The organism is Xenophilus sp. Marseille-Q4582 (assembly GCF_916700565.1).
Classification (GTDB): Bacteria; Pseudomonadota; Gammaproteobacteria; order Burkholderiales; family Burkholderiaceae_C; genus Xenophilus.
Window position 1 is genome coordinate 39,752 of the sequence record NZ_CAKAKO010000006.1, and the last position, 24,989, is coordinate 64,740.

At 67.9% G+C, this 24,989-nt stretch carries 33 protein-coding genes; 1 reads left to right on the forward strand and 32 read right to left on the reverse strand.

The window, feature by feature from the left end; all coding sequences use genetic code 11:
* Positions 1-2: 2 nt before the first annotated feature.
* From LG388_RS20065 to LG388_RS20215, 31 genes are all read right to left on the reverse strand, one after another.
* Positions 3-776 (reverse strand): hypothetical protein, encoded by a 774-nt coding sequence (locus tag LG388_RS20065; RefSeq protein ID WP_225784450.1) that lies wholly within the window; start codon positions 774-776, stop codon positions 3-5.
* A 729-nt stretch (positions 777-1,505) separates the two neighbouring features.
* Positions 1,506-2,162, reverse strand: coding sequence for a hypothetical protein (locus tag LG388_RS20070; RefSeq protein WP_225784451.1), 657 nt, complete (start codon positions 2,160-2,162; stop codon positions 1,506-1,508).
* An 8-nt stretch (positions 2,163-2,170) separates the two neighbouring features.
* Entirely contained in the window at positions 2,171-2,578 is a 408-nt protein-coding gene (locus tag LG388_RS20075; RefSeq protein WP_225784452.1) for a hypothetical protein, read from the reverse strand.
* Positions 2,579-2,646: 68 nt separating this feature from the next.
* A complete protein-coding gene (locus tag LG388_RS20080; protein ID WP_225784453.1) occupies positions 2,647-4,017 on the reverse strand; it encodes a hypothetical protein in 1,371 nt (456 codons plus the stop codon).
* Between the two features lies 1 nt (position 4,018).
* Positions 4,019-5,704, reverse strand: a complete 1,686-nt coding sequence (locus LG388_RS20085; protein WP_225784454.1) for a hypothetical protein — start codon at positions 5,702-5,704, stop codon at positions 4,019-4,021.
* Between the two features lie 2 nt (positions 5,705-5,706).
* Positions 5,707-6,204, reverse strand: a complete 498-nt coding sequence (locus LG388_RS20090) for a hypothetical protein (RefSeq protein ID WP_225784455.1) — start codon at positions 6,202-6,204, stop codon at positions 5,707-5,709.
* Positions 6,205-6,206: 2 nt separating this feature from the next.
* A complete protein-coding gene (locus tag LG388_RS20095; protein WP_225784456.1) occupies positions 6,207-8,036 on the reverse strand; it encodes a hypothetical protein in 1,830 nt (609 codons plus the stop codon).
* Complete coding sequence (locus LG388_RS20100) at positions 8,023-8,562, reverse strand: hypothetical protein (RefSeq protein WP_225784457.1); 540 nt, start codon at positions 8,560-8,562, stop codon at positions 8,023-8,025. The genes LG388_RS20095 and LG388_RS20100 overlap by 14 nt, the downstream gene beginning before the upstream one ends.
* 101 nt (positions 8,563-8,663) lie before the next feature.
* Positions 8,664-9,107 (reverse strand): hypothetical protein, encoded by a 444-nt coding sequence (locus LG388_RS20105; protein WP_225784458.1) that lies wholly within the window; start codon positions 9,105-9,107, stop codon positions 8,664-8,666.
* Positions 9,108-9,117: 10 nt separating this feature from the next.
* Positions 9,118-9,528, reverse strand: a complete 411-nt coding sequence (locus LG388_RS20110) for a hypothetical protein (RefSeq protein WP_225784459.1) — start codon at positions 9,526-9,528, stop codon at positions 9,118-9,120.
* On the reverse strand, positions 9,528-10,739 hold the full coding sequence (locus LG388_RS20115; protein ID WP_225784460.1) for a hypothetical protein: 1,212 nt from the start codon (positions 10,737-10,739) through the stop codon (positions 9,528-9,530). The genes LG388_RS20110 and LG388_RS20115 overlap by 1 nt, the downstream gene beginning before the upstream one ends.
* Before the next feature lie 240 nt (positions 10,740-10,979).
* On the reverse strand, positions 10,980-11,660 hold the full coding sequence (locus LG388_RS20120) for a DUF6682 family protein (protein WP_225784461.1): 681 nt from the start codon (positions 11,658-11,660) through the stop codon (positions 10,980-10,982).
* A 1-nt stretch (position 11,661) separates the two neighbouring features.
* The gene (locus LG388_RS20125) at positions 11,662-12,114 is read right to left on the reverse strand and encodes a hypothetical protein (RefSeq protein WP_225784462.1); all 453 of its coding nucleotides are present in this window, start codon (positions 12,112-12,114) and stop codon (positions 11,662-11,664) included.
* Positions 12,115-12,179: 65 nt separating this feature from the next.
* Positions 12,180-12,536, reverse strand: coding sequence for a hypothetical protein (locus LG388_RS20130; RefSeq protein WP_225784463.1), 357 nt, complete (start codon positions 12,534-12,536; stop codon positions 12,180-12,182).
* A gap of 43 nt (positions 12,537-12,579) precedes the next feature.
* Positions 12,580-13,617, reverse strand: a complete 1,038-nt coding sequence (locus tag LG388_RS20135; RefSeq protein WP_225784464.1) for a N4-gp56 family major capsid protein — start codon at positions 13,615-13,617, stop codon at positions 12,580-12,582.
* Between the two features lie 16 nt (positions 13,618-13,633).
* Positions 13,634-14,446, reverse strand: coding sequence for a hypothetical protein (locus LG388_RS20140; protein WP_225784465.1), 813 nt, complete (start codon positions 14,444-14,446; stop codon positions 13,634-13,636).
* Between the two features lie 30 nt (positions 14,447-14,476).
* Positions 14,477-14,686 carry a hypothetical protein gene (locus LG388_RS20145; RefSeq protein ID WP_225784466.1) on the reverse strand — a complete coding sequence of 70 codons (210 nt, stop codon included), beginning with the start codon at positions 14,684-14,686 and terminating at the stop codon, positions 14,477-14,479.
* Positions 14,683-16,833, reverse strand: a complete 2,151-nt coding sequence (locus tag LG388_RS20150; RefSeq protein ID WP_225784467.1) for a hypothetical protein — start codon at positions 16,831-16,833, stop codon at positions 14,683-14,685. Before LG388_RS20150 ends, LG388_RS20145 begins: the two co-directional genes overlap by 4 nt.
* Positions 16,833-18,224, reverse strand: coding sequence for a terminase large subunit domain-containing protein (locus LG388_RS20155; protein WP_225784468.1), 1,392 nt, complete (start codon positions 18,222-18,224; stop codon positions 16,833-16,835). The genes LG388_RS20150 and LG388_RS20155 overlap by 1 nt, the downstream gene beginning before the upstream one ends.
* Positions 18,217-18,780, reverse strand: coding sequence for a hypothetical protein (locus LG388_RS20160; RefSeq protein ID WP_225784469.1), 564 nt, complete (start codon positions 18,778-18,780; stop codon positions 18,217-18,219). Before LG388_RS20160 ends, LG388_RS20155 begins: the two co-directional genes overlap by 8 nt.
* 58 nt (positions 18,781-18,838) lie before the next feature.
* Complete coding sequence (locus LG388_RS20165; RefSeq protein ID WP_225784470.1) at positions 18,839-19,384, reverse strand: hypothetical protein; 546 nt, start codon at positions 19,382-19,384, stop codon at positions 18,839-18,841.
* Between the two features lie 93 nt (positions 19,385-19,477).
* Positions 19,478-19,837: a hypothetical protein gene (locus LG388_RS20170; protein WP_225784471.1), complete on the reverse strand. Its 360-nt coding sequence runs from the start codon at positions 19,835-19,837 to the stop codon at positions 19,478-19,480.
* Positions 19,838-19,872: 35 nt separating this feature from the next.
* Positions 19,873-20,226: a hypothetical protein gene (locus LG388_RS20175; RefSeq protein ID WP_225784472.1), complete on the reverse strand. Its 354-nt coding sequence runs from the start codon at positions 20,224-20,226 to the stop codon at positions 19,873-19,875.
* Between the two features lie 199 nt (positions 20,227-20,425).
* Positions 20,426-20,881 carry a RusA family crossover junction endodeoxyribonuclease gene (locus LG388_RS20180; protein ID WP_225784473.1) on the reverse strand — a complete coding sequence of 152 codons (456 nt, stop codon included), beginning with the start codon at positions 20,879-20,881 and terminating at the stop codon, positions 20,426-20,428.
* Positions 20,878-21,468 (reverse strand): hypothetical protein, encoded by a 591-nt coding sequence (locus tag LG388_RS20185; protein ID WP_225784474.1) that lies wholly within the window; start codon positions 21,466-21,468, stop codon positions 20,878-20,880. The genes LG388_RS20180 and LG388_RS20185 overlap by 4 nt, the downstream gene beginning before the upstream one ends.
* On the reverse strand, positions 21,465-21,674 hold the full coding sequence (locus LG388_RS20190) for a hypothetical protein (RefSeq protein WP_225784475.1): 210 nt from the start codon (positions 21,672-21,674) through the stop codon (positions 21,465-21,467). The genes LG388_RS20185 and LG388_RS20190 overlap by 4 nt, the downstream gene beginning before the upstream one ends.
* Complete coding sequence (locus tag LG388_RS20195; RefSeq protein WP_225784476.1) at positions 21,671-22,150, reverse strand: hypothetical protein; 480 nt, start codon at positions 22,148-22,150, stop codon at positions 21,671-21,673. The genes LG388_RS20190 and LG388_RS20195 overlap by 4 nt, the downstream gene beginning before the upstream one ends.
* Positions 22,122-22,976: a hypothetical protein gene (locus LG388_RS20200; protein ID WP_225784477.1), complete on the reverse strand. Its 855-nt coding sequence runs from the start codon at positions 22,974-22,976 to the stop codon at positions 22,122-22,124. The genes LG388_RS20195 and LG388_RS20200 overlap by 29 nt, the downstream gene beginning before the upstream one ends.
* Positions 22,976-23,518 carry an HNH endonuclease gene (locus tag LG388_RS20205; RefSeq protein WP_225784478.1) on the reverse strand — a complete coding sequence of 181 codons (543 nt, stop codon included), beginning with the start codon at positions 23,516-23,518 and terminating at the stop codon, positions 22,976-22,978. The genes LG388_RS20200 and LG388_RS20205 overlap by 1 nt, the downstream gene beginning before the upstream one ends.
* Entirely contained in the window at positions 23,515-23,712 is a 198-nt protein-coding gene (locus LG388_RS20210; RefSeq protein WP_225784479.1) for a hypothetical protein, read from the reverse strand. Before LG388_RS20210 ends, LG388_RS20205 begins: the two co-directional genes overlap by 4 nt.
* Positions 23,709-24,089 carry a hypothetical protein gene (locus LG388_RS20215; RefSeq protein WP_225784480.1) on the reverse strand — a complete coding sequence of 127 codons (381 nt, stop codon included), beginning with the start codon at positions 24,087-24,089 and terminating at the stop codon, positions 23,709-23,711. Before LG388_RS20215 ends, LG388_RS20210 begins: the two co-directional genes overlap by 4 nt.
* A 192-nt stretch (positions 24,090-24,281) precedes the next feature.
* Between LG388_RS20215 and LG388_RS20220 the strand changes: the two genes are divergently transcribed.
* Positions 24,282-24,539 carry a hypothetical protein gene (locus LG388_RS20220; protein WP_225784481.1) on the forward strand — a complete coding sequence of 86 codons (258 nt, stop codon included), beginning with the start codon at positions 24,282-24,284 and terminating at the stop codon, positions 24,537-24,539.
* Between the two features lie 128 nt (positions 24,540-24,667).
* On the opposite strand, the gene LG388_RS20225 is transcribed toward LG388_RS20220, so the two are convergent.
* Positions 24,668-24,910, reverse strand: coding sequence for a DNA-binding transcriptional regulator (locus LG388_RS20225; protein ID WP_225784482.1), 243 nt, complete (start codon positions 24,908-24,910; stop codon positions 24,668-24,670).
* Positions 24,911-24,989 lie beyond the last annotated feature (79 nt).

The following is a 24,989-nucleotide window of genomic DNA, read 5'->3' on the forward strand; positions in this document are numbered from 1 at the left end:
CCTCAGCCCGCAGGCGGAATGACCAGCGCGCGCCGCTCGCCGGCAATGGTGATGGATCTGGACTCGGCGCCGGGCGTCCAGCGGCGGGACTCGGGGGTGATCGCGTAGCCGCGAGACTCGGCCGTCACCACCCATGTGCGCGGGGTGCGCTCGAAGGTGTAGTCGTGCCGGACGGTGGCGACCTGCAGCGCCGCCGGTTGGACCTGCGCGGCGAAGGCGGAAACGATGACTGCGGCCGTCGCCTCCTGCTCGCCGGCCTGTTGTTGCTGTGCGGCTGCAGCCACCGGCACGAGCGCCGTTGCGACCTGGGCGGCAGCCGGGACCAGTTGCGCAGCCCCAGCCCGCGCGAGAACAGCGGCGGCGGCCGTCTGTAGCGGAGCAGGAACGAGCTGGGCGGCCTGGGCCTGCAGCGTCTCGCCCACCACGGCGGCGGTGGCGGCCTGCACTGCCTGCGGCACGCTCTGCGAGGCCTCGGCCAGCACGACAGCCTGCGCGACTGCGACTTGCGCGGCCTGGCCGGCGACCTGTGCTGCAGCCGCAGCAATGAGCGTTTGCGCTGTCGCGGCCTGCGCTGGTGCCGGGACCGCCTGCGCAGCCTCGGCCGAGCGCGTGGCCAGGACAACAGCGGTAGCATCCTGTACAGCAGTGGTCACGGACTGCGCCGCGCTCGCCGACACCACGACCTGGGCCGTGGCCACCTGCACGGGCGCGGGCACCGACTGTGCCGCCACCGCCGCCACCAGCACCACGGCCAGTGCCGACTGGGCGGCCTGCAATGCGGTCTGCGCGGCAGACGCATTGCGCCCAGTTGAAGCAACCGGGCGCGCGGCCGTGCTCAGCGGAGAGGATGAGTAGGGGCGTCCGAGCATGCTACTCGGCAGACCAAATGCCGAACCCAGGTGGGGCAGTAATCGCCCACGACGCCGGGTCTACGAGGCTCATGCGTGCACCAACACCTCGCGGGTTGACTGCAATTCTGCAACTCGCGCCCGCCGCGAATGTGTACGTGGGCGATGTACCGGCGGCGGGATCTCCGCCACCCATCCACCCTGTGTCGCTCCATCGTCCAAGCCATACACGCCCTGCACCGACGTCGACGGCCATGCGCATCCGATCCCCCGCGGCGACAGGCGAGGTCGTGGAGGCGTTCGTGCGCACGCCGCCTGTGTACGAACTGCGACCAATCCCGTTCGTGCTATCGACCCATGACGCGAATCCCGATGCGTCGCTGCCCAAATAGGCCGTGTAGCTGCCGGGCGTCCCAACATAGATGCCGGCAGCACACGCCTGATTCGTCCCGCCCCGGGTGTCCAACACGAATTCAACGTAGTACTTGCCGGTCGTTTTTGCGGCCTTCGACAGGGCGAATCCCGCGTTGTCTTCCGTGGGAGACGCAGACTTGTCACCGTTGCTCAGCGCGACGTTCGACGCCTTTGCGGAAGAGTCGAGGGCGACCTGAGCAAGGGCGCGCCCAAGGAGCAACCCGCGATGACCAATCAGCCCGCTCACACGCGTCCCTTGCTGAGCGTGGCGTCCCACTTCGTGCCTTGGTCGAAGCTGGTCAACGCGAGCAGGTCCACCGCTCCCGAGCCGGTCGACACCGCCGGCGCCGAGCCCTCCCAGCGGAACGACGACGGCCACGCCACAGTGCGGGCCGTGCTGTCCTGCGTGATGCGAAGCATGAGGCTGCGCGCCCGGCCCGCCGACGGCGCGTTGGTGAACGTGATGTTGGTCACGTTGGCCGTCAGCGCGAGGGTGAAGTAGTTGCCCAGGCTAAGGTCGATGTTGACCACCCCCGAGGCGATGGCCAGAGCGTTGACAGCATCTGCCCCGCGCAATTGCGCCAGCAGGCCGGCCGGCACACCAAGGCCCACCCGCTTCGTGCCGGCCGGCCAGTTCACCGCCGACCCCGCATTGCTGCTCGCGGCCACGGACGTGCGCGTCAGCGTGCCGCCAGTGCCCCAGGTGTAGGTCCCAACCTCCCAATCCCCCGTTGGCACGCCGTTGCTGTCCACGGCCTCGACGAACGCGTCCACGGTGTCGCCGTTCGCGCAGGCCGCCGAGAAAGCGCGGAAGCCTGTGACGGCGCCGGCCAGGGTGTATGTGCCCGTGCCGGTGGTGGTCGTCGTCTCCAGGACGCGATCAGCGATGACGTGCGCCATGCCTCACCTCACGCGCCGGGCATGGTCTTGGTCCAGCCGGTGATGTTCACGCCCTGCCCGCTGGCGATGCTGGTGTTGTCGATGGTCACATCGCCGCCGCCGCCGGTCGCCGTGATGGAGCCCTGCTCGTGGCACGTGGTGCCGGCGCTGTCGAAGATGCGGTAATGCCCGGCCGTCCCGGTGCCGGTGGCCGTGCCCGCGATGGGCACGCTGCCCAGTTGCTTGACGCCGCCGGAGGCCGCGGGCGACCAGTCGCTGCCCAGGCTGAATTCGACCAGCAGCGTGCCCGTGCTCGCCGCCGCGCAGTTGGCGGGTGCAGCGCCAGTGCGGAACTGGACTTTCGCAGACGTGCCGATGGCCGTTTCCCAGGCGTCGGCCATTGCATTGCGCACGGCGGTGGAGTTCTGAACGGTCATGGTCGGCCCTCGATGAAGTGCCGTCATGGTCCGCGCTGGCGCGCGCGGCGCGAAACCCTATAGGGGGTTCACACGCTGCTGCTGTCGCTGCCGCTGATGCTGACGCTGGCGTTCACGCCGTTCAGGGCTGCGCTGGCCGCCGTGCCCACCATCTGCGCATTGCGCGTGGCCACGTTCGCCTTGGAGTCGCCCACGGCCGCGGCGGTACGCTGGTTGCCCTCGGCCGCGCGCTGGTTCAGCTCTGCCTGCTGCGCGCTCACGCGGTTGTAGCCGTCCTGCACCTGGGCCAGCAGCGTGTTGTTGGCCAGCAGTGTGTCCAGGCGCTTCGTGAAGTGCTCCACGCGGGCGCGCAGGTTCGCCTGTTCCTGGTTCACTTCCAGGTTGCCCCGATCGATCTGCAGGCGCGCGCGGATGTCCTCGGCCTCTTTCTGCAGGCGGCGCAGGTCCATCTGGCTGGCTTGGTTCGCCAGCTCGCCACGCATGCGCAGGTCGGCGTCCGCGATGTTTAGGCGCACGCGCGGCTCCAGCGCTGCGGCCTCGGCGCTGTAGAGCGCGACCATGCTCTGGTTGAACTGCGTGCGCAGGCCGGCCAGCGACGTGGTCAGCTGCATGGCCGTCTGCGGGCCCAGGATCAGCGTGCGGATGTAGTCGCCGGCCGCAGCGATGGACTTGATGCGCAGGTCGATCACCTGGCCCACGGCGAACCGGGTGTTCTCCAGCTCCACCTTCCACGACTCGATGGCGATGGTCCGGCTCTGGTCCGCCAGCTTGTTGCGCGAGTCCAGGGCGATGGCCTGGCGCATGCCCATCAGTGCGCCGGTCGGTAGCGGCCAGCGGCGGTTCGCCGCCAGGGTGTCGGCCTCCATCTCCGCGCGCGCCTGCTCGCCCATGATGCGGGCCCGGTCGCGTTCCCACAGCGCGCGCTCCACGTCGGCATTGACGCCCGTGCCGCCCTGCGTGATGGCCCGGTCCAGCCAGCCCATTGCCGCGTCGAAGTAGCTGCTGGGGAAGAAGCGGGTCAGGAAGTCCAGGAACGTGCCCGTCAGCATGGCCTCGATCTGCTGCCGGGTGCTGTCGTACATCAGGTAGCCGGCGTTCGGGTCTTCCACCTGCAGCACCGGCCGCGCCGGCGGGAGGTAGGAGGTGTCGAGCGGCACCGACTGCACCACGGGCGCGGGCCCGGTCGGCTTCTGGTAGCCGGAGTCGATGGCGATGTTCGCCGCCTGCGGTGCATTGGCCGGCACTGCGACCGGCGCGAAGTCGTGCCGGCGGTCGATCAGCGAAGGCGCCACCGACTGGTTCTCGATGCGGTCCAGGTAGGTGATCGCCGTGGCGAACAGCTCGCGCGCCTGGCGGAAAAGCTCGTCGCTCGACTCCCACGCGCGCTCCACCACCGCGGCCAGTACGGCGGGTGCGCCGCCAGTCGGTCCAGTTGCCATATCAGATTCTCCGGGTCAGGTCGGCCACGATGATTTCCACGCCGTCGACCTCGAAGTCGGCGCCGTCTTGGTTCATCAGTTGCAGGTTCACATAGTTGCTCTTGAGGCCCTTGCCGGGCGTCACGCGGCCCTGGCGAAGATGCTCGCTGTAGCTGCGCGTCGGGTAGACGTATGTCGCGCCTTCGGCATCCACAGACAGCAGCAGCGGCGCCTCTGCGGTCATGCTGATGTAGCACTGCGCAACGGTCTTCTTCTGGCTGCCGCCGAAGTCCAGCCGGCCCAGGTCGATCACGCTGGCGATCTCTGCGCCGGCATCGTCCGGGCCGTCCAGCAGGTACAGGCCGCCCTGCCCTGCGCCGTAGAACTGGTCGCCGATGCGCGCGAAGCTGTTGAACGGGTAGTTCGTGTAGCGCGTGCTTCCGCCGCTCTTCACGTTCAGCACCCACACCTCCGTGCCGTCATCGCCGGCCGCCGACACGTTGAACCGCAGGCCCAGGCGCATGCCCAGCTGCACGTCCACGGTGCTGACGCTGGAGCCTTCCCAGTCCAGGCTCAGTTGCAGGCCCAGGGCGAGATCCACCACGCTCGCGGTGCTGACTTCGACGTCCAGGCCGAACGACAACCCGAAACCGACGGCCACCGTCTCGGCGGCCACGGCCTCGAAGTCCAGGCCCAGTTCCAGGCCAAACTCCACATCGACCGTTGTGGCCTCTGCCACGTCGACCTGCAGGCCCAGCTGCAAACCGAACGCCACGTCCACCGTGCTGATGCTCTCCACCTCCACCGACAGGCCCAGCTGCAGGATGAGCGCGACGCTGACCGTCGGCAGTCCAGGCTGCGCCGACAAGTGGCCCGACATGGGCGCCATCTCGGCGAACAGGTAGCCGCCCACGCGCTCTGCGATGAATCCCGCCATCGGCGCCATCGAGCCCTGCACGCTGCCCAGGCCGCCGGTGACGGAGTAGCCGCCAAAGCCCAGCGGCGCCAGCGTGGCGTCGAGCACCACCGGCCGCGGCGGGCCCGACCGAGCGTCCCCGAAGAAGCCCAGCGGCTGCATCACGGCATTGAGCGATCCGCTGTTGGGGCCGGTGGCGAACAGTGAGGCGGTCAGCGGCGCCATGACGGCGTCGACGTACGCGCCCGGCGCGCGCTGCGCGATGGATGCCGCCAGCGGGGCCATGACCGCATTCACCGCTGCGCCACCGGCTGCCTCGGAGATGAAGGCGCCCACGGCTGGCAGCGTAGCGTCCAGCTTCGCGACGCGCGCCACGGACGTGCGGTCGTACAGCGTCGGGGTGTGGATCAGGTCATCGGGACGAGCGAACGCCGCGGCCAGGTACAGCTCTTCGGTGGGCTCGACCAGGTAGTCGAACTCGCCGCGCAGGAAGCCGGACACGTAGATGCGCACCGTGATGCCGTTGAACTCGATGCGGATCTCGTCCTCGCCCGAGTAGCTCCCCAGCGGATGGTCGACGCTGTACTGCTGACCGTCCATGAACCACGCCAGCGCGCCCGACAGCGCATGAACCCCGAAGAGGATGTGGTTGGCGCCGTAAGGCGGCGTGTCGGCGCGCGAGAAGCCGACGACGACCTGGTGGGTGGTTCGTGGGATGAAGAAGGTTGCGGCGCCGGCGCCGACGACGTTGTCTAGCGAGCGACCTTGTGCGGTGAGACTGTAGTCGGCCATGGTCAGATGTTGGGCAGGTAGGTGACGATGACCTGTACAGGCAGGCGGCCCCAGGCGTTGACGCCATCGGTCACGACGTTGGCCAGGAAGTCGCCGCCCATGATCTGCGCGGCGGTGGCATACCACTCGCCCATGCTGGTGGCGTAGCCCACCGCCGCAGGCGCAGACGCCACGGACGACCACCCGTTGCCGCTGCGCACGTAGGCCTGCACCATCTGCATGTAGAGGCCCTGCAGCGTCACCCAGTTGACCGGCGGGAACTCCACCCAGACGAGGTACGGCACGGCCATGGGCGCAGCGCGCGGCGGCAACTCGCTCAAGGCCGGGCCCGCTGGCGGGCGCTCTGTGCTCGCCGGCGGCGGCGCGTCGACGTCTTCCTCGTACACCGGTGGCACCACGGGAGGCGTCGCTGGCACCGGCAGGTACGGCGGCGGCAGGTAGAACAGCGCGTTGAACTGGGTCTCGTCCCAGGCCGGCGGCACTCGGATGTCAGGGGTCATGGTCACTCCGGCGCCGCGATGCGGCTGTCGCTGGCCCAGGGCACGCCGGGCGTGGTGTTGCCGTCGCTGCGCAGGGGCAGCAGCGTGGTGAACTCGGGCAGCACGTTGAAGACGGGATCGTTGCCGTACAGGGCCGGCGTGCCGTAGCGGGCCGCGTTGTAGGCCATGCCGTTGATGTCCTCGGGCGGCGGTGCGTCGGCCGTGATCACGCCTCGCTCTGCCCACTCCAGGCCGGTCACGGCGCCGGTGATGGGATCGCGCTGCAGCGTGCCTTGGAAGACACGGTAGGCGCCGCCCGTGTACATCGTGCACGCGAGCGTGTTGGGCCCGGTAGCAGTGGGGATACCCGTCAGGTGCGGCGCAAGAGGCATGCTGCCCAGGTCCACCAGGACTCCGGGATTGCTGCGCTCGATGAACAGCACGCGCGAGGGCTCGTAGTAGAAGTCCCACCCGCTTTCCGTGGCGCCGCGCGGCTTGGAGGTGAACAGGGCCACCCCGGGCCCCATCGCCACCAGGCCAGGCTGCAGCGCGCGCACCAGCACGGAGCGGCTGACCGAGATGGTCAGGTCGGGGTCGGAGGGGTCGGTGGTGGCCAGCTTGGAGATGGACGTGATCGTGCCGGCCGTGCGGTCGAAGATGCCGACATGGACCTCGTTGTACGAGGCGGCGCCGCCCACGCCCTTGGTGGGGAGGTTGGCCAGGATCACGGCCTTGGTGGCGCTCAGCGGTACGGCCTGGAAGGTGAACCCCAGGAAGCGGTTGTTGGCCGTGCCGGTGCTGATGCCTGCGATGGCGCCGAATGCCGGGGCGAACATGGGCGCATCGGCTGCGTTTACCGTCAGCCATGTCACGCCAGCATCCACCGAGTGACGAATGACGATCTCGGCCGCAATTGTGGGCATGGCGTCGACGTGGCGATGCACGCCCACGATGGCGATCAGCCAGGCCGGTCCGATGCGGAAAAAGCCCAGCAGCACCGTGTTGCGCGTCTCGTAGTTCGTGCCGACGATGGGGTGCGCCGTGACCGTCTCGCCGTCGTCGCGCAGGCAGCGGGCGAAGCGCGTGCCGGCGTAGCCGATCACGCCGGTGAGGTTCAGCCACTGGCCATCCTCGCCCACGCGCGTTCCGGGGGTGTACCAGGCGTCGGTGCCGTCCTGGCCGAAGCTGCCCGTGCTCGGGTTGAACGCCGCGCGCGCATAGCTCACGTCGCGCAGGGCCTCGAAGGCGCGCCCGTCCGTGGTCAGGTGCGCCGTGCGCGTCATCTCGACGGTCTGCGAGCCCAGGAACACGTTGATGAAGTGGTACTGGGTCTGCTTGTAGGCCGTGAACATCGCGCGCCCGCGGCCGTAGGCATGCAGTTGCAGCGGCAGGTGCACGCCGTTCAGCTGCGACATGTGCTGGTCGCCGATGGTGTAGTTGTTGTCGTAGAGCAGTTCCCAGTACTCGGGGTAGCCGGGCGGGTTTGTGCGCGAGCGCCAGCCGCCATTGGGCTGCGAGGTTCCGGTGTCGATCTTGATGGCCGGCGCCGGGCCCCGGTCGGTCCATGCGCCCGTGATCGAGTCGGCGCCCCAAACGCGCAGCGCGGGTGTGCGCGGGTCCAGGTTGATGCGGCCCACCGTCAGCAGGCGCAGCGTCACCGGCGCGGCCGGTTGCTGCTCCAGGGTCACGTACAGGAAGTCGCCCTTCTTCTCGGCCAGCACGCCCGGGCGCGGGCGCTTCTTGGCATACGGCAGGCCGATGTCGTCCAGCGTCTGCGCCTTGGCCCGCCCGAGGCCATCGAAGCCACCGCGGTTCTTCGGCCAGTTCGGGAACTTCCAGTCATCGGATTTCATACGTCCGGCGGAAGTTGGTCCAGAAGGCGGGGGGGCGCTCAGTGGGGGTCTCAGGAACGCCGAAACCGACGCGCTTGATGGAAGGTGAGTACACCGTCGCCGGATCTGCGGCGCTCATGAAAATATAGGCCGTTGCCTCTTCGATGGTCCCGACAGGCACCGTGAAGCCCTCGGTCGCATCAACTTCGACGCCATCGACGATCAGCCGCAGGTCGCCCACCCCACCAGCGATGTTGACCATGTCCAGGCGCACGACGGCTGATGTCGCTCCATCTCTGGGGCGGGTGTGCACCATCCCGCCGCCGTTGATCTGGATGGTCGAGCCGCCGCCGGTGATAGTCAGACTGATGCTGAGCTGCCCCCCCTCGCCGTCGTCGAATGACAGCTCAGCAGTGGAACTCCCCACCGACGATGCGCTGAACCCGAACTCAGCCTCCACCGAGTACACGGACACGCCGAGCGCGGTGGTGGTCGCGCTGTTTACGAAAGGCACCGAGCTGAACACGGCTCCGGCGCCATCCAGCATGGGTGCCCCGAAGAAAGTGGCCCAAGTGACGCCCGCGACAGTGCGCCCATTCAGCGGGCCGGCAGCGCCGTCGAAGTCGTCAACCCACTGGACCATTTCGCTCAGCCCGGTGGCAGCGTGAACGCGGCGTTGTTGAAGCTCTGCAGCGCGGTGGCCACCAAGGCGGTGCTGGTCATCACCAGGTCAGCGCCGGCCAGGCCCACGGTGCCCTGCAAGCGCGGCGCGGTGGTCGACGCCGCGTCATCGTCGGCCGTCAGCACGAGCCGGAAGAATGCTGCCGTGCCGCTGGCGGCCACTGTGCCCTCCCAGGTCTCGGCTGCCGCCTTCTGCAGCACGCCGTCGGCGGGCGTCGTTTCGAAGCCCAGCGGGTCGGTGTCGTCCTTGCGGATCGTGACCAGCAGGGTGGCGCCAGTGGTGGCGGCATCCGCGTTCGCCGGGATGGGGCCGGCGTAGATGCGCAGCTGCGACGCTCCATGGAAGAGCGCGCGGAAGCTGCTGGTGGCCAGCATCGCGTTGCGCAGGCCGGTGGAAGACTTGACGGTCATGGGTAGATCCTCACGAAGCGGAGACGAAGAAGCCCGACAGGCGCACGCGCACCATGTCGCCCGCCACCTTGGTCAGTGGAGCCGACAAGCGGATGGCGCCCAGGCATGCGCCGCCCGTGCCGCCCTTGGCCGGCGACGACAGCAGCGCGAAGCCGTAGATGGTCTTGTTGGCCGTCATCACGAACTCGATCACGGCGTCGTTGTTGTTGACGGAGCCGGCCACCGGATCGGACTCGACGAACTCGGGCCGGCTCGCACCCTCGTATGCGATGCACTCGGTAGCCGTGCTCGGGAAGTTGGCCGCTGTGAGGCCGGGCGTGGGCGTGTAGTCGCCCTCGAAGGGGGCGACATACCAAGTCTGGTCCTTGAGGACCTTGCGGGCGGCGAAGTCCAGGCCCTCTGTGGTGATGATGGAAGCCATCAGGCGTTCTCCTTTCGGCGGTTCTCGGCGGCCGTGAAGGAGCGCGCCACGTTGGTTGCGGGTGCCGCGTCGGTGCGCACGGCGATGAGGTGGGTCTGGCCGTCCTGCTCGCGCCAGGCTGTGGCGCCGGCAGGGGCATGGCCGAAGCTGATTTCGCCGGACTGCGGCGTGGTGACTTGGCCGCCGGGCGCGCCGATGACGATGCCCTGATCCGAGCCCCAGAACACCGTGCGCTGATCGGGAGACACGCCGCCCGATCCATCCAGGCCACCGTAGGGCAGCACCTTGACGGGCGACGTGTCCAGCAGGTCGCCGGGCAGCCAGTAGGTGGCGTCCGCGCAGACGAACACGCCGTCTTCGCACGGCTCGACCACGGTGATCGGCGCGGGGAACGGCAGCCAGTTGCGCGCCGGGTTCATCAGGCCGTACTGGTAGGGCTCGGACAGCCACAGCACGGCGCCCGCAGCGCTCAGCAGCCGGCCGGCGTAGTGCCGCACGATCTGCCCAGGCGGCATCTCGGCCGTCAGCAGGGTCTGCAGGCGCTCGCCGGGGTTGGCCAGGGTGGCGATCACTCCAGCAGCGCCGGGCACGCGCGTGAACACCTCGCCGTCGGGGCCCGTCATGTAGACGCGCGTCCAGCCTTCGAGCGGGCCCAGTGCGATGCCGCTGTCTGCAGGCAGGTCCAGTGCCACAGGGAACGTGGCGGGACTCTCGCCGTCTCGGCTCATGCTCGTGAACGCCACCTGGTAGCGCCCAGCAGGCAGACCTCCAGAGGTCGCGGTCACGGCCGGCGGCGTCGGCGTGGGGGTGATGATGGGCCGGGCCTCGCCGGCGTGGATGCGGCCGATCTCCAGGCCGTTGGACCAGTAGGTGTCACCGTCCGGGGCGAGTGCGTAGCTCAGCTTCGGCTGCGCTGGCAGTCCGCCGCGCAGCGTCGTGCGGTTCAGCCGCTCGTCCAAGTGGATCAGGTCCGAGTCGAAGGCGCAGAACGCGCCGCCCGCGCCATCTTCGAATAGGGAGTGCGCGAGGCCGGACGCCAGTGCGAGTTGGAATCCGTGGCGCCGGCGCAGGTAGCCGTCATCCGTCAGGTCAACGTTCTGCGCTGCATGCAGGTACGTGGCGTCGATGCGCCCGTCGATCTTCGTGCGCAGACGCGGAGCCTCTCGCCTGTTGGACAGGCCGAGCAGGATGCCGGTCTTGATGGTGCGCATGGCAGGCACTGTGCCCGCCTCAATCGCCGTGCGCGAACCCTACAGGGGGTTGCCTTTATGAGAGTGGTGGCCGGCGCTGATCTCCGGCATATGGGCTACGGCTTTGACCCGCCCGTAGAAAGGTCGCGGCCCACGTACGTGTTGCGCATCAGCCTGCGCATTCACCACGAGGTGATGGTATGCGAACCCACCGCTTCGCTCAACCCGCCGCGCGCGAGAGGGGCGAACGCTACGGGGGGTTCAGGCGATGGGGGGCAGCGAGTGCACAGGCGCGTTGCGCGACCACTCTTCATTGCGCGCGCCGTGCCCGCGCCCGAACTCGGCTTCGAAGCGTGAGAGGGCCTCAGCGGCCAGGCGCGGGTCGTGGCGGTCGCCGTCGCGGCGGCTGTAGGCGCGGTACAGCATCCAGTCCACCAGGCCGCGGTGCCATTCCTCACGGATCTCGGGCACGTCATCATCGACTGCCATGCGCTCCAGCGGCAGGCGGTAGACGGTCAGGTGCAGCGTGCCGGCGTCCTGGGGGCGCGGGTACAGGTGCGCGCGGCCGGTGTCGATGCCCAGAATCAGGCTCTTGGGGTCGCCGGTCACGGTGTCGTTCTGCCAGCCAAGCGGCGGATACAAGCATCCGCCAGGCTTGAGGACGTGAACCTTTTCTCCCCTGCCGTCCAGCGCCCAGCGGATCTCCAGGATCTTGCCATCGAGCGGCACGCTGGCGTCGTTCGCCGCATAGGTGATGGAGCACATCGGCGCCGTGGAATCGCTCAGCAGGAACGCGCGCCGGCACGCTTCGACCTGGGCCTCATTGGCGAACCGGATCAGCGTGTCATCCGTCGCGAACACGTCATTGCGGGCGCCGTTCAGGCTGCGCGCCTTGTCGTCCGACTCGTCGCGGAACGCTTCGATCAGTTCGCCGAGGTTCATCTCAGTTCACCTCGGCCAGGACGCCACGCAGCCAGGCATGGCCGTTGCGGTTCGGGTCGGCGATCACGGTGAAGGGGTAGCGCAGCGACTGCCGGCGAGACAGGCGGTTGACGCGCTCGCCGTCGCGGGGGTCCAGCGTGACCTGGCTGTAGTCGGCGGACTTGCAGCGCGCCAGGGCGGCCACGTACTTGCGCCGCACCTGCTGCTCGATGCCGCGGCGGATGTAGAGCTTGCGGCCGTTCACGCCCACTTCCACCAGCGGCGTGTCGTTCTCGTTCCGCGACTCGGGGATCATGATCGTCAGCATCTCGCTCATGAACGCCTCGTAAGCGGCGGCGTCCGTGGGCACGGGCATGTCGATGATCTCTGAGGGAGCGGGACGCTCGCCGATCTCCAGGGTGGTGTCCGCGCCGAGGTATTCCGAACCTGCGTCGATGCTGCGCTTGGTGGCCATGTGCATGTTTCTCCGGTGATGGGCCCGCCCCAGCGGCTGCCAGGGCGGGAAGGTTCAACGCGCGATCAGGACTGCGCGAAGAAGTAGACCGTGCTGGAGGCGGTCACGGCGGCCAGCGTGGCGTTCTGCGAGATGCGGAAGCCGCGCGGGTCGGTCTTGATGCCAGCCGAGCCGGACAGCGTGCGTGCGCCATCGGCCGCGGCCTTGAACGCGCTGTTCTCGGTCATGCCGGCATACCACTCGATGGCTACGCCGCTGCTGTTCTGCACGCGGACGTAGCGCGGCGTGAAGCCGCAGTTGATGTACAGGTCGTTGCCGGCCACGATGGTGGTCGCGTCCAGCACGATCTTGCCGATGGCCACGCCCGGGATGGCGCGGTCGACGCTGGTGGTGCGGGTCTGGCCCGCGGTGTTGTCAGCCATGGTGATTCCTTTCGTGTGCAGGGGCCGAAGCCCCCGCGGTTGATCAGGCCAGGGACGAGACGCCCGCCTCGGCGACGGCCATCCAGCCCTCGTTCAGCAGCACGCAGGTCATCCAGAACTTCGCGCCGATGTAGCCGCGCTGGCCCAGCGGGTCGCTCTTGTCCTTAGTGCCCGGCGGGATGTACGTCGGGTCGATGGAGTCGGCGCCGCGCAGTGCGAGCTGGCCCCATGCGTTCTCGCCCACCACGATGAAGGGGTACACGTCCACGTTCGTGCCGCCCAGCAGGCCGGTGGAGCCGATGGCAGCGCCGGCACCCAGGTACGGGGCCAGTTCGGGCGACGTGATGAACCGGAAGTTCTCCACGCTGCCGATCTCGTAGGGGCTCACCACCTTGCGGCTGCCGTACTCGGCGACCTTCACGAAGCCCGTCAGGTCGCGCACGTCCGACTCGGCGTCCGTGTGCACGAACACCAGGTAGGAGGCTTCGACCGGCGAGGTCTTGATGTTGATCGACGGCGACAGGATGCCCGTGACGCGCTCGGCGTGGTTCGCCTGCAGGTTGCGGCTGATGCGGCGCAGCAGGTTCAGGCTGATCTTCGCGTTCACGCCCGTGCGGTCGGAGCCGCCCGAGTAGAAGCGATTGGTGCAGGCCTTGAGGGCGCCGTACCGGATCATCTCGCGCACCAGTGCGATGCGCTCGCCACACTGCTTCTTCATCTCGGCCGGCACGTCGTCCTCGTAGGTGTCGGACACCCAGTCGGTCAACTGGTACAGGCAGCCGTACTGATGCACGCGCGCCGGGATGTCCTGGGGCACCAGGCTGTCGGGCGACGGCGTGACGCCCTCCACCAGCAGATGGCCCACGGGATCGGCCTGGGGGCGGTTCTGCGTGTTGAAGTCGGTCGCGGTGGCGCCGTAGGGCAGCCAGCGGCGGAAGATGATCTCCTGCCCCTGGTTCTTCGGCAGCGAGCGCTGCATGCCGGTGATGCCCAGCACTTCGGTTGCGACGGCATGGGCGAGGATCTCGCCCTTGATCTTGCCAATCCGCTGTGCGGGGGTGTCGTAGGTTGCTCCAGCCATGTGGATCTCCTAGGGCTCAGTGGCCCCGAATGGTCGCGTTGAAAGCGGCCTCGAATGCATCGTTCTCGGTCGGTGCAGTCTTCGGCTTCCCGGCGGTGCCGGTGGGCGTCAGAGCGTTCTGCAGCCGCGAGCTGCTCTTAGCCTGGCGTGTCTGCTGGGCAGCACTCCAGGCGTCAAACTTGGAGATGACCGCGTGCAAGTCCTTGGCCTTTTCGGTGGTCTCGAACGTCGTGCGGACATCCTCCGGCTGGGCTGCGATCCACAGGCGGAAGTCCTGCCCCTGGATCTTTTCGCGCCAGCCCTCGTGGAAGTGGTCCATCAGCTCCAGCTGCGTGTCCGTCGGGCTCGGCTGCGCCTGCTCGCGCTGCGGGGCCGTCTCGGCGGCTTGCTGTTGCTGCTGTTCCTGTCGCTCGCGGATGAGGTGGGCGGCGTCGGGGAACGCGGCTTCGATCTCCTGGATGCGCTCGGGCGTCAGCGCCTTGGGCGCCGGGGCCTTCCGCAGTTCCTGGAGCACGCCACCGTGCTCACCCAGCTTCCCGTGCACCTTGCGCAGCTGCGCTTCCAGGTCATCGACCTTCGCGGCGCGGCTGAGCAGGTTCTTCAGCTCCGACTCGGTGAACCCTGCGAAGCGAGGTTCCTCCGCGGCGGGAGCTGCAGCGGCTTCGACGGGCTTTTCTTCTGCTGCCGGCTGCTCGGCCACATCCTTCGCCTCGGCCGCAGGCTTTTCCTGGGCGGGGACGGCGGGGGGCTCTGCAATGCCGGCGGCAGCGTTGAAGCTCGCTTCAAAGGCCGCGTCTTCCTGCTGTTGCTGCTCAAGCTGTTCATCCATGTGCGCTCTTCTCCGGGGATTCGCTGGGGGTCATGGCTGATCGCCAGCGGGTTGCGCCGGGTCCGGCTTCTTGGCCAGAGCCAGCAGTTCTTTCCAGGCCTTGATCTGGCCTCGGGTGTTCTCGGTTGCCTCGATGGGGGCGCTCCGGTCGTTGGACAGGCGCAGGGCCGCCAGGCGCTCGGTGGCGTGGGTCTCGATGGCGCGCCACGTGGGCGAGCGGAAATCGAGTTCCGGCTTCACGGCTGGCCCCCTTCAATGCCCGTGTTCATGCCGGTGGCAGGATTGGCCGGCGTCAGCGGGTTGGTGTTCGTCTCGGGCGGCAGCGCGTCGGGCACGTCCACGTTCGGGATGGCCGGGTCTTGCGGTGTCTGGTCGGTCCCGCCTCCGGCCATCCACATCGCGTCAGCCGCCGGCGCGATGCCGGGCGACATGGCCACGTTCGCGGCGGCCTGCGTGGCGCTGAACATGCCCTCGACGTTCTTGGTCGCGGTCTTGGCCTGCGTCTCGGCGGTCTGAGCGGCGATCAGGTCCACGCGCGCTGTCTCCACGGCGGCCTTGGCCTCGTTCAGCGGGTCGGGCTGCTGCTGCGACTGCTGGGCCTTCTCTTCGGCCGTGTACTGGATGCGCTTCGGGTCGATGCGCTGGCCCTTGAGCAGTTCGCCCATGAAGCGGCCGGGATGAACCTCGTAGCGCGGATCGCCCACGACATTGACCAAGCCCAGCAGGAACTGCTGCTGCGCGTCGCGCTCGACCAGAGCCGAGGACGCACGCACGTCGATCTCCATGTCGCCCTTGATCTCGTCCTTGTCGCTGTGCTGCATCATCCAGTCGTAGTACCGGCGGATGTGCGGGCGCGTGATGTAGTCGTCGAAGCGCTTGGCCAGGCGCCGCAGCACACTCGAAGCGTTGTTGTTCTGCATCTGCATGCCGCCCAGCGTCTTGGGCGCGTCACCGCGGATGCCCTGCAGCATGGCCGGCATGCCCGTGGTGTCCTCGGCCATGCGCAAGGCGAACTCCACGATGTTCATCAGCTCGTTCTGCACCGATGGCACCACGAACGCATTGAAGGCGGCGCGCACGTCCGACGCATCGGAGCTCGGGTCCAGGCGCCACACTCGTCCGCGGCGCAGGCTCAGGTCGGCCGCGCCGTCGGCCGGCGTCACGCCGTTGCCGATCACGATCTGCGGGGCCGACGACAGCGCCGCGTTGTCCATCATGTTGCGCACGGCGCCGTTCAGCATGCGCTGCACGTTGCGCATCTGCCGGCTGATGCCCATGCCCCACGGGAGGCCCGGCCGGGTCTGCCAGGCCAGCACGTCATAGGGGAAGTCGCCCGAGTCCAGCGCCGACAGCGTGACCTTCACCAAGCGGTCGTTGATCAGGACGGCCATCGCCGGCACCTTCTCGTCGGTGACCTCTTCCATGTCCTTCACGCCCACGGCGCGCATCTGCTCGGCGTCGCAGTAGCCGTGGAAGATCCACATGGCCCATTGGTCCTCGTGGCGCTGCACGGCGCCGTCCTGGGCCTCGCGCGCGCCCATGCTGCTGGGGCCTTCCTTGAGCGCCAGAAGCACCTGCTCGCGGTCGTAGCCCGGCATCGCTGCCATTTCCAGCAGTTGGCGGCGGCTCAGGTACTCGCGCTCCCACGTGCCACTGCCCTGATGGATGTCCTCACCGCAGGCCCCGTCGGGGAAGAAGTTCCAGGGGTCGATGCGGCGTGAGCCCGGCTTGATCTCGCTGATGTTGATCTGCTGCACCACGCCCATGGCGTCGCGCTTGACCAGCTTCCCGCTGCGCTTGACGGGGTACGGGCCCTTGAGCACACCCGAGCCCAGGCGCGCAGCGTCCTCGATCATCTTGCGCACCTCGCCGTGCCAGTTGGCCTCGACCAGGCAGTCGTCGATCTCTTCCTGCATGCCGGCGGCTGCAGCCTTTGCCTGCTCTATGGTCTGTTCCAGCACGTCGGCGGCGGCTTCTGGCCCCCCCAACGCCTGCACGATGGTGCTGTCCAGTTCCGGCAGAGGCGTGGGCTTGATCTCCCAGGCCCGGTCATCGGTCGGCAGCAACATGTCCGCGACGCGCGCGGCAGCAGCATCGACGTAGGGGCGTGTGATGTTCAGGAACAGCACCGAGCGCGCGCCGGTGTCCCTCTCGCGCGCCTCGAAGAAGTTCTTGGTGCTGCGCGTGCGGAACGCTGCCTGGAACTTCCGATTCGCGTCGTCGATGCCCTGGTAGTGCTCTTCGTCCTCTTCCCAGTCGGACTCGATGCCCGAGGACTGGCGCGCGCTGATGGCCTCCGACCGCTTGTCGATCAGGGTGGTGCGCAGCTGGGCGCGCAGGTCGTCCGCCGGCTCTTGGCGTTCGGCGTCGGTGTCTTGGCGTGCCATCAGTAGCCTACCTCTGCGTCAAGCGGCTGCCAGGCCGCGCGTGTCTGTGTGGGGATGGGCCGCACCTTCGCCTTGCGCTTCATCATCAGCGCGTAGCGGGTGGCGCTCATCAGGTCGTCCATTTCCTTCACGACCTTGCCGTCCTTGCGGTGATACAGCAGGAACTCCTGGAACCAGTCGCCCAGGCTGGAGAACACCTTGAACCGGCCGGTCTGCATGCGTTCCAGCATGTCCATCAGTCCGGCCTCGACGCCGTTGCCGCCCGTCTCGTGGCTCGCCTGTTCCTTGAGCATCAGCAGGCCGGCCGCGGCATACTGCTTGGCCAACTGGTCGCCGCTGCCCTTGTCGTGCTGCAGGCCGTCGTGTGGCCAGGCGGTGGGCACCCATTCGCCCCAGGCCTTGACGGTGGCGGCGTGGATCACCGGCACGGCCTCGCGCATGCGGTGGGCCTTGATGACGTACACACAGTCGGCGTCACGGTCCCAGGCCAGTTGCACGGCGGCGGTCGGGTGGTCCCAGCCGAAGTCCAGGCCATTGATGCGCGGCCAGTGCGCCGGCACAGCAAAGGGCGCAACCTTGATGTCTTCCTCGGGCACCGGGAAGATGCGACCGCTGCCCAGCGTGGGGATGCCCTTGGCGCGGGCCTCGCGCTCGTGGGGTGGGTAGCTTTCGACGATGGTGCGCTTCTGCTCTTCCGTGTAGTGCTCAACGTCGTCAATGGTCATGCTCGTGACCGACTGGTCGGCGCTCTTGCTGTGCAGGAAGCGCATCACGATCTGCGACATGCCCAGCAGCGGCGTGAACGTCATGTAGGCCATGCCGCCGGTGGCGTTGGTGCGCGTCAGCCCCTCGGTGTAGATGTCGGCCGGCGGCTCTTCGTCGAACCACACGATGTCCAGCGTCTCGCCCTGCCACTTCTCGCGACCCTGTTCGTAGCGCTTGAAGTACAGGCGCGACACGCCCCCGCTGGCATGCTTCACCGCCACGCTGTCCAGCAGGTCCGGAACGCCCATTGCCTTCTTCGGCTCGCCCTCGAAGCTGGCTGCGGGGATGAAGCCCGTGCCGTACTGACCAGGGCGGCCCACCAGCAGGCGCTGCACCGTGTCGCGCACCGATTCGCCCGTGACGCCAGACGCCCAGGCCGTCACTGGCTTGTCGAAGCGGCGGCCCTCCCACCAGTCCGGGTACTGGCCGGTGAGGTGAATCGCCATCTCGGCCGCGCCGGACAGCGACTTGCCGAGCTGGTTGCCCGCCATGAACAGGCGCTCGCGCTTCCCGGCCCCCTCGGCATGGAATGCGCGCTGCTTCGCGTATGGCGAGTACAGATCCAGCCGGCGGCGAGCCAGCTCCTTGTCAATCTCGGCCAGCATGGCCGCGCTCAGGTCAGCCATTGGCGATCCTCGCGCGCAGCTTGAGCAGCTCGGCCGTGGCGATGTCGGACAGGCTGTCGTCCTTGGGCGCCTCGGTCGTGATGCCGAAGGCCTGGCGCTCCAGCGCGATCAGGCTGTTCTGCGCGTCCACCAGTGCCTTGGCAGACTTCGCCTGCACGTTCAGCGGCAGCCTCTGGCCTTCCTCGCTGTCCAGCGCCTTGTTGATCCGGGCAATGGTCGCGGTCAGGCGGGCCACGTCCTGGCGATGGCGCACCCGAACCTGCACGATGGCAGTGGCGTTGGCCTCGACGATCTCGGCGTCAGAAAAATGCTTGCCGCTGGAAACTTCGGGGGTCAGGACGGCCTTCGAGACCAGGGCCTCAGCCTTCGCTGCGATCTCTCCTGACAGGTCCTTGACCCAGCCTTCCCGATCAGCGCGTTTGCGGATGGCTGTGTGGCTCACCCCGTGGAAATCAGCCATTTGGCGCAGGGTTTTGATGCCTGCGCGGTAGTCCCGCTGGATCGCTTCCCAGTCGGCAGCGGTGCGGGTAGATGGCTTCGGGGTGTTGGTTTCCACGCCCCGGATGATTGGTTTCCAAGCTGGAAACTGGAAACCTTGGTGGGGGCTTTGGAAACTACCCCACCAACTGCATCTGCACCGGCTCCCCCTTGAGCCTGCGCACGTCGTCGGCGAGGGTAGCCAGCGTGGCCTGCTGCTCGCCATGGGCGCGCGCAATCGTGGCCAGCGCGTCGGTCAGGTCGCGCATCTGCTGCGAGCCGGCGGCCTGGAGCTGGTAGCCGGCCAGGAGCGTGGCCAGGCGGCGCACCTCGGGCGGGGTGAAGGTCATGACGCCGTCGCCCTTCTCGATCTTGACGCAGCCGTCGGGCATGTCGGTGCAGCTGACGGCTTCGGCCTCGGGGTAGTCGACGATGGCCTCGAAGACGCCGTTGGCGACGCGGCGCAGCTTGCCGTCGTCCACCAGGCGCTTCACATGGTCGTCGATCACCTGGTACTTGAGGTCCAGCGACTCCATGAGCACCTGCCGCGAAGCCTGGCGCCCGGCGTTGTTCAGGTCCAGGACGGTCTGGTAGATCAGCGGATTGAGGTCGCGGCGCTGCTCGCGGCGGGGCTGCTGCGTGGGTTGTTGCGCTGCGAGGGTGAACGCACTGGCTTGCTGCATGTGAAACGACCTCAATACAATGGGGGCCTCGACTCCATAGCATTGATCCAAAACCCCGGGCGCTGGCAGGCACTCGGGGTTTTTCGTTTCGGGTCAGATCGTGATGCGGTAGCGCAGGTCTGCGAACTGCGCGAGCACACCGCGCACGCGGCGAGTGCATTCCCGCAGTTGGTTGCCGAGCTGGCCCAGGTCTTCCTCGGCTGCGATGCCCTCTGCAGCCTGCTTGGTGCTGGCCGACATCAGCACTGGGGACAGGCGGTCGGTGTGTTCGGCCATCGTCATGCCCAACTCGCCCAGTGCTTCGTTCAGTCGGTCAACTTCGCGTTCGATGATGGAGCGGTCGCGCACGGGGTCGCTGTGCTGCATATCTCGCCCACATTGCGGCCTCAGGGAGCCGAGGACAGCGCAATCGGCCTTCTCGGTACTGCTCTTGCTCTGAATCGCTTCGTACATGGTGACGTTCCTTTCGTCGGTGGTGGGAAACCTGTTCAGATCAACCCTGGCTGCGTGACAGAGTTGAGGCGCGACAACGGCTTAGGCGCGTCAGAACCGCTCGCGGATCGCGTCAGATCGCGGGCCGCCTTGATCCGCGCGTGCTCCGCCTTGACGCGCTCGTGCCCGTTGCGCCAGTCGTCGCCGAAGACCTGGGCGAGCGCCTTGCGGTACGGCGCGGCGATGGAGCCCTCGACGCCGGCTGCGTGGAAGAGCGGGCCCTGTGCGAGCGCGCGCACGGCGCAGCCGACGCACTGGGCGCGGTACAGCGGCCAATCCGCCTCGGCTTGGGCGCGGTCGCAGTAGTCGCACGTCTCGCGGTCGCGCGCGGGTGGGGTGAGGTTGGTCATGGCTTGCCACCGCATGTGACCCGGTATGGCGGTTGCCATGGCGCCGGCTCAGTCATCGGCACGACAGGCCCTGGAGTTCCAACCCTCGGCGCGCCAACGAATTGGGGCGGGATGTAGGTGTTGCGACCTTCGAGGCACGCCACACGTTCACGGAGCTTCGCGATCTCTTCCCGCAGTGCCTGAATCTCTTGGTCGGTGGTCAGCACAACGTCTCCTGCACCGCAGCCGCGGCAATCGGTTCGATGGTCAGCACGCAGCGCGCGCCCTTGTCGTCGGGTTCCATGCGCTCGGCGGAGTAGCGGCGCACCTGCTTGTCGTCGCCGAACGCGATGCCGTTGAGGGCGTCCATCAGGACTTTCTCGGCGTTCGTGAGGTCGATGCACTGGACGGTGTCGTCCCACGCGGCGCCGTGCTTGCGCTGGCGGGTCTGCCAGTCCTGCGGGCGGTGCGGGTAGAGCTGCAGGTGCACGGCGATGCGGCCGGCCAGGGGCTGGCGGCAACCGGCGGCGCGGGCCTTGAGGCCGACTTCCTCCTTGAACGTCTTCGCCTCGGGCGTGACGTAGGTCAGCGGCATCTGGCGGCCCTTGACGGTGACCACGCGCGAGGCCCAGTACCTGTTCGCGCTGATGGGGTACGGCAGCGTCAGCGTGATCATGCGCGCGCCCCCAGGCCAGCGAACGGGCTGCTGTAGTCCCGCCACACATCCCCGCGCTTGATGCCGTTGATCAGGCTGCGGTTCACGCCGTAGCGCTCGGCCAGCACCGGGCCCGGCTCGTTGCTGACGCGGATCTCGGCGGCTTGGTCGGCGGTCAGCTTCATGTGGCCACGGCGGGCCGCGGAAATCTTCGCGCGGCGGGCGATGCTCGAGAACTTGCCAGCCTTCGCCGCGCGCTTGCCCACCTTCTTCGGGGAGCTGATGACCAGATGGGCCTGGGCGATGCACAGACGGTCGCCGCACGTCGTCTCCACCGGCTGCCGCGCGGCCAGGTCGCGCCGGCCGTCCTTGTCGCCGAACAGCTCCACGATGACGCGCCGCACGGTCTTGCAGGCGTGGCCATGGGTCAGGCGGATGATGGGATATCCGCCGCGGCCGGCGCCGTTGTCGCCCGGGCTGCTGAGCGCGCCGGTCCAGATCAGGCAGTCGCCCACCTCCTCCGTGCGTGCGGTCAGGCGCATCAGTTCCAGCGTCTCACGCTCGAGCGTGGCTTGGGTCGGGTTCGCCGACAGGGAGTAGCCCTTCATGCCGCACCCCCGAAGCTCGCGCGCGCGGAATGGTGCGCGTAGATGCCGCGCTGCCGGGTGCCGATGTAGACCGCATGCCCAGCCTCCACCAGATGGGCGAGCGTCTTGCGCGCGGCCTTGCGGGGCCAGCCGGTGATGACGACGAAGTCGGGCATGGTGAGGGGGCCGAGTGCCAGCAACTGGCGGGCGGCGTGGGTGCGGGTCATGGGTTCTCCGTCAGGGTTGATCCAGCGGCGAGTGCTTCGCGCGCCATGCGCAGGGCGGTCTGAGTGGCCTTGCGCGTGCCGCTTTCGTGGCGGGCGAGTACTTCGCGGGCCCAGCGCAGCGGGTCTTTGTTGGCCGGGGGCTTTCCCAGGCTGGCGAGCGCCGCGGCTTCGGCTTGCGTGGGGCCGCGCAGGTTAGGGTTGTGCTCGATCGCGTAGGGCGACGTGTCGCGCGCGCCCTGGCAGCAGCGTTTGAAGTCCATGACCGTCGGCGGCTTCTCGGGCAGGTGGTCCAGGCCCCAGCGGATCGCCTCCAGGTTGTTGGCGAAGCCGGCCAGCTCACGGGCCCAGTCGCCCTTCACCACGGCCAGATCCAGGTCGCGCCAGCGGTCGAGGAACGGCGCGCCGTACTTGAGCACGAGCGCCGAGAAAAGGCGGTCGATCACCTCGTCAGCGAGCGGGGGCGTGCGGTAGTGCATCGGTCACCTCGGTGTCAGGGAATGCGGATTGCTGCGGCCGGCGCGCGGCTGCGTAGGGCGCGGCCTGCTGCATGCGCTCGCGCTGCTCGCGGCGCCAGTCGGGTTCGGCAGGTGCTGCGCCCTGCCCCAGCTCGTTGGGCTTGAGCCAGTCCGCCTGCAGACCCTGCGAGCCTCGAACGCACCAGATCCGCAGGAATCGCTCGAGCGTCAGCCGGGCTTTGCCTGCCTCTCGCCGGGCTTCGGCCAGAACTGTGTCCGTGACCGGCGCCCGCTTGGCCTTGCGCAGTTGCTGCCAGTCGGCCCAGGTCTGCGGCTCCACGTCGTCTGGGCAGTCCATGACCGGCGCGGGAGGTGCGCGCTTGCGCGCTGTCTTCTTTCCGGAATCAGGATTCAGAGAATCAGGATTCAGAGAATCAGGGGGTTGTGACCCCCTCTTCATGCCATCGTCATTCCCGGAGTCATCCGGGTCTGATGGCTTCTTGATGGGCGAAAATTCCTGGAGTGATGGCGCCTTGATGACGCTTGGCTTCTCGGAGTAGTGGGGAGTTTGGTGCTCTTTGAACTTCAGAATCTGGATGGCATGAAGGCCGTCCACTTCGTAGCGCAGGATGAATTTCCAGCGCTGCAGTTCTTGGAGTAGAGGCTCCACATCCACGGTGTCAGCCGGGAACAGCTCGCCCTTGATCCGCTTCGGTCGGTCCTCGAGGCGGCCTTCACGATCGGCGAGGCACCACAGGCCAGCGAAGCACAGGCGGGCCCAGGGTGTGCACTCGGCGAGGTCTTCGTTCTTGAAGAAGCCGGGCTTGATGTTGCGTGCGCGGGCCATCAGTCGGCTCCCCCTTCTTGCTCACGGACCTTGTTCCAGCAGACGCCGCAGAAGTAGCGGAACACCTTCCACTCGCTCACGCGCGACCCCATGGCTATGTCCATCGCCTCGAGCACTTCGTGCACACCCAGCTTCTCGATGAAGCGCTTGATGCTGGTGATCTCGGTGCGCGGGGCGGTCTTCACGTCCTTGCCGTAGCGGACCTCGAGCACGCGCCAAGCGTCTGCATCCAGCCGCTGACGCTTCGCCTCGAGGATCTCGGCGTAGCCCTGGAGCTGTGCTTCACGCTCGGCCACCTGGGCAGCCTTTTGAGCAAGCGTTTCAGGCGCGACGTTCAGCAGCCGCGCGCCCTTGCCGGCGTTGCAGGGCTCGCAGGCCGTCACCAGGTTGTCGATCTCGTTCGTACCTCCCTCTGCGACGGGGTGGATGTGGTCCACGTGCAGCAGGACGCCTGGCGGGTGAGCGCCGCAGTACTGGCACGTGAAGGCATCACGCTTGAACACTTCGAAGCGGGTCTTCTTCGATACGGTTTGGCGCTTCATGCCTCACCTCCACGCGCGGCCGCGCGCGCCTTGTCGCCTTCCAGCATGAAAAAGCAGCCCTGGTCGCGCTCCCTGATCGCCGCGTTCTGCGCCGCCAGCCAGCACTTGGCCATCTCGCGGTCGCCCGCGGCGTAGCAGGCCAGCATGTGCCGGCCGCAGGCGGCGATGAGGCGTTCCCTCTGCGCGCTGGTCATGCAGACACCCGCAGGTCGCGGAACAGGGCGCGCTCGATCTGGCGGGCGTGCTCCAGCTCCTTGATGCGTTCCTCGGCCTGGCGCAGCTTCTGCTCGAGCAGCGTCTCGCGCTTGCGCAGGCTGGTCAGGTCGTAGCCGCGGGCCTGCAGCATCCACAGCAGCGGCGCGTCGTTGCCGCAGTGGTCCATGACGGCGGTCAGCTTGGGCCAAATGACGCCCTCCTGGCCGGACTCCCAGCGCGACCACTGGGCCTTGTCCATCTTGAGCGCGTCGGTCATTTCCTTGGGCTCGTAGCCGGCGGCGCGCGCGCACAGGGCGATGGCGGCTCCAAGGGTCTTCTCGCGGGCCACCTCTGCAGGGGTGACTTCGGTGGGCATGCCGGCTTGATTCACAAGGGGCCTCAATTCAGTTGAGTGGTGTTGAGAGGCTCCATGCGACAAAAATTTTTCGCATGGAACACGTGTACGACGCGGCCCTGCGCGGCCTGGAGATGGCGTTGCAGGGGCGTCCGCACCCTCGCGGGGTAGAGTCCAGATTCCCCAACCTGGACCCCGCGAGGGGCGGACGAAATGAACGAGTCGGAATCGATCAGGACGGCGCTTGCCGTGGCGCAAGCAGCGTTCGAGCTGAACGTGGCGCTCATGGACAAGCTGGTGAAGCTGGGAGTCATGACCGACTCCGACGCGCTGCAAGCTGTGCAATCAGCGCGGCGCAGCCTAGAACTGTCAGGCCACGAGTCAGCCCTGCGATCCAGCGTGATGCTGGAGCTGCTGGAAGACCGGATGACGGGTCAAGGCGACCACCAGCAAGGACCCACGCCCGGTTGATCTCGTCCGCCAGCAGCGCTGGCGCGCAGGGCCTCTCTGCGATCACCCGCAGCCCTGTCTTCACCCTCACCCACGCATGCCCGCACGATGGGCACTGCAGGCGCTCGGCGCTGCTCGGGCCTGCCGCCTCAGCCATTCGCCACCTCGGCGGGGGCGGTGGGCTCCGGCAGCTCCGCGCTGCCGTAGATGTGGTCGAAGCCGATGGCCAGGCCGCGCTCGTTGGCGAATGCGATCAGGGCCTTGGCCGCGTCCGGGGGGACCGTCTGCCCCTTCTCGTAGAACGACACATTGCTCTGCGAGCACTTCATGCCGTCAGCCAGAACTGCCTGTGTGACGCGCAGGCGGTCGCGGATCGCTCGAATTGGGTTCATGCCTAATTATTAGTCCGACTGATTCGTTCCGTCAACAGTCCGACTGTTTGTGCCGTATGAGGCGCGCTAATAGGCTCAT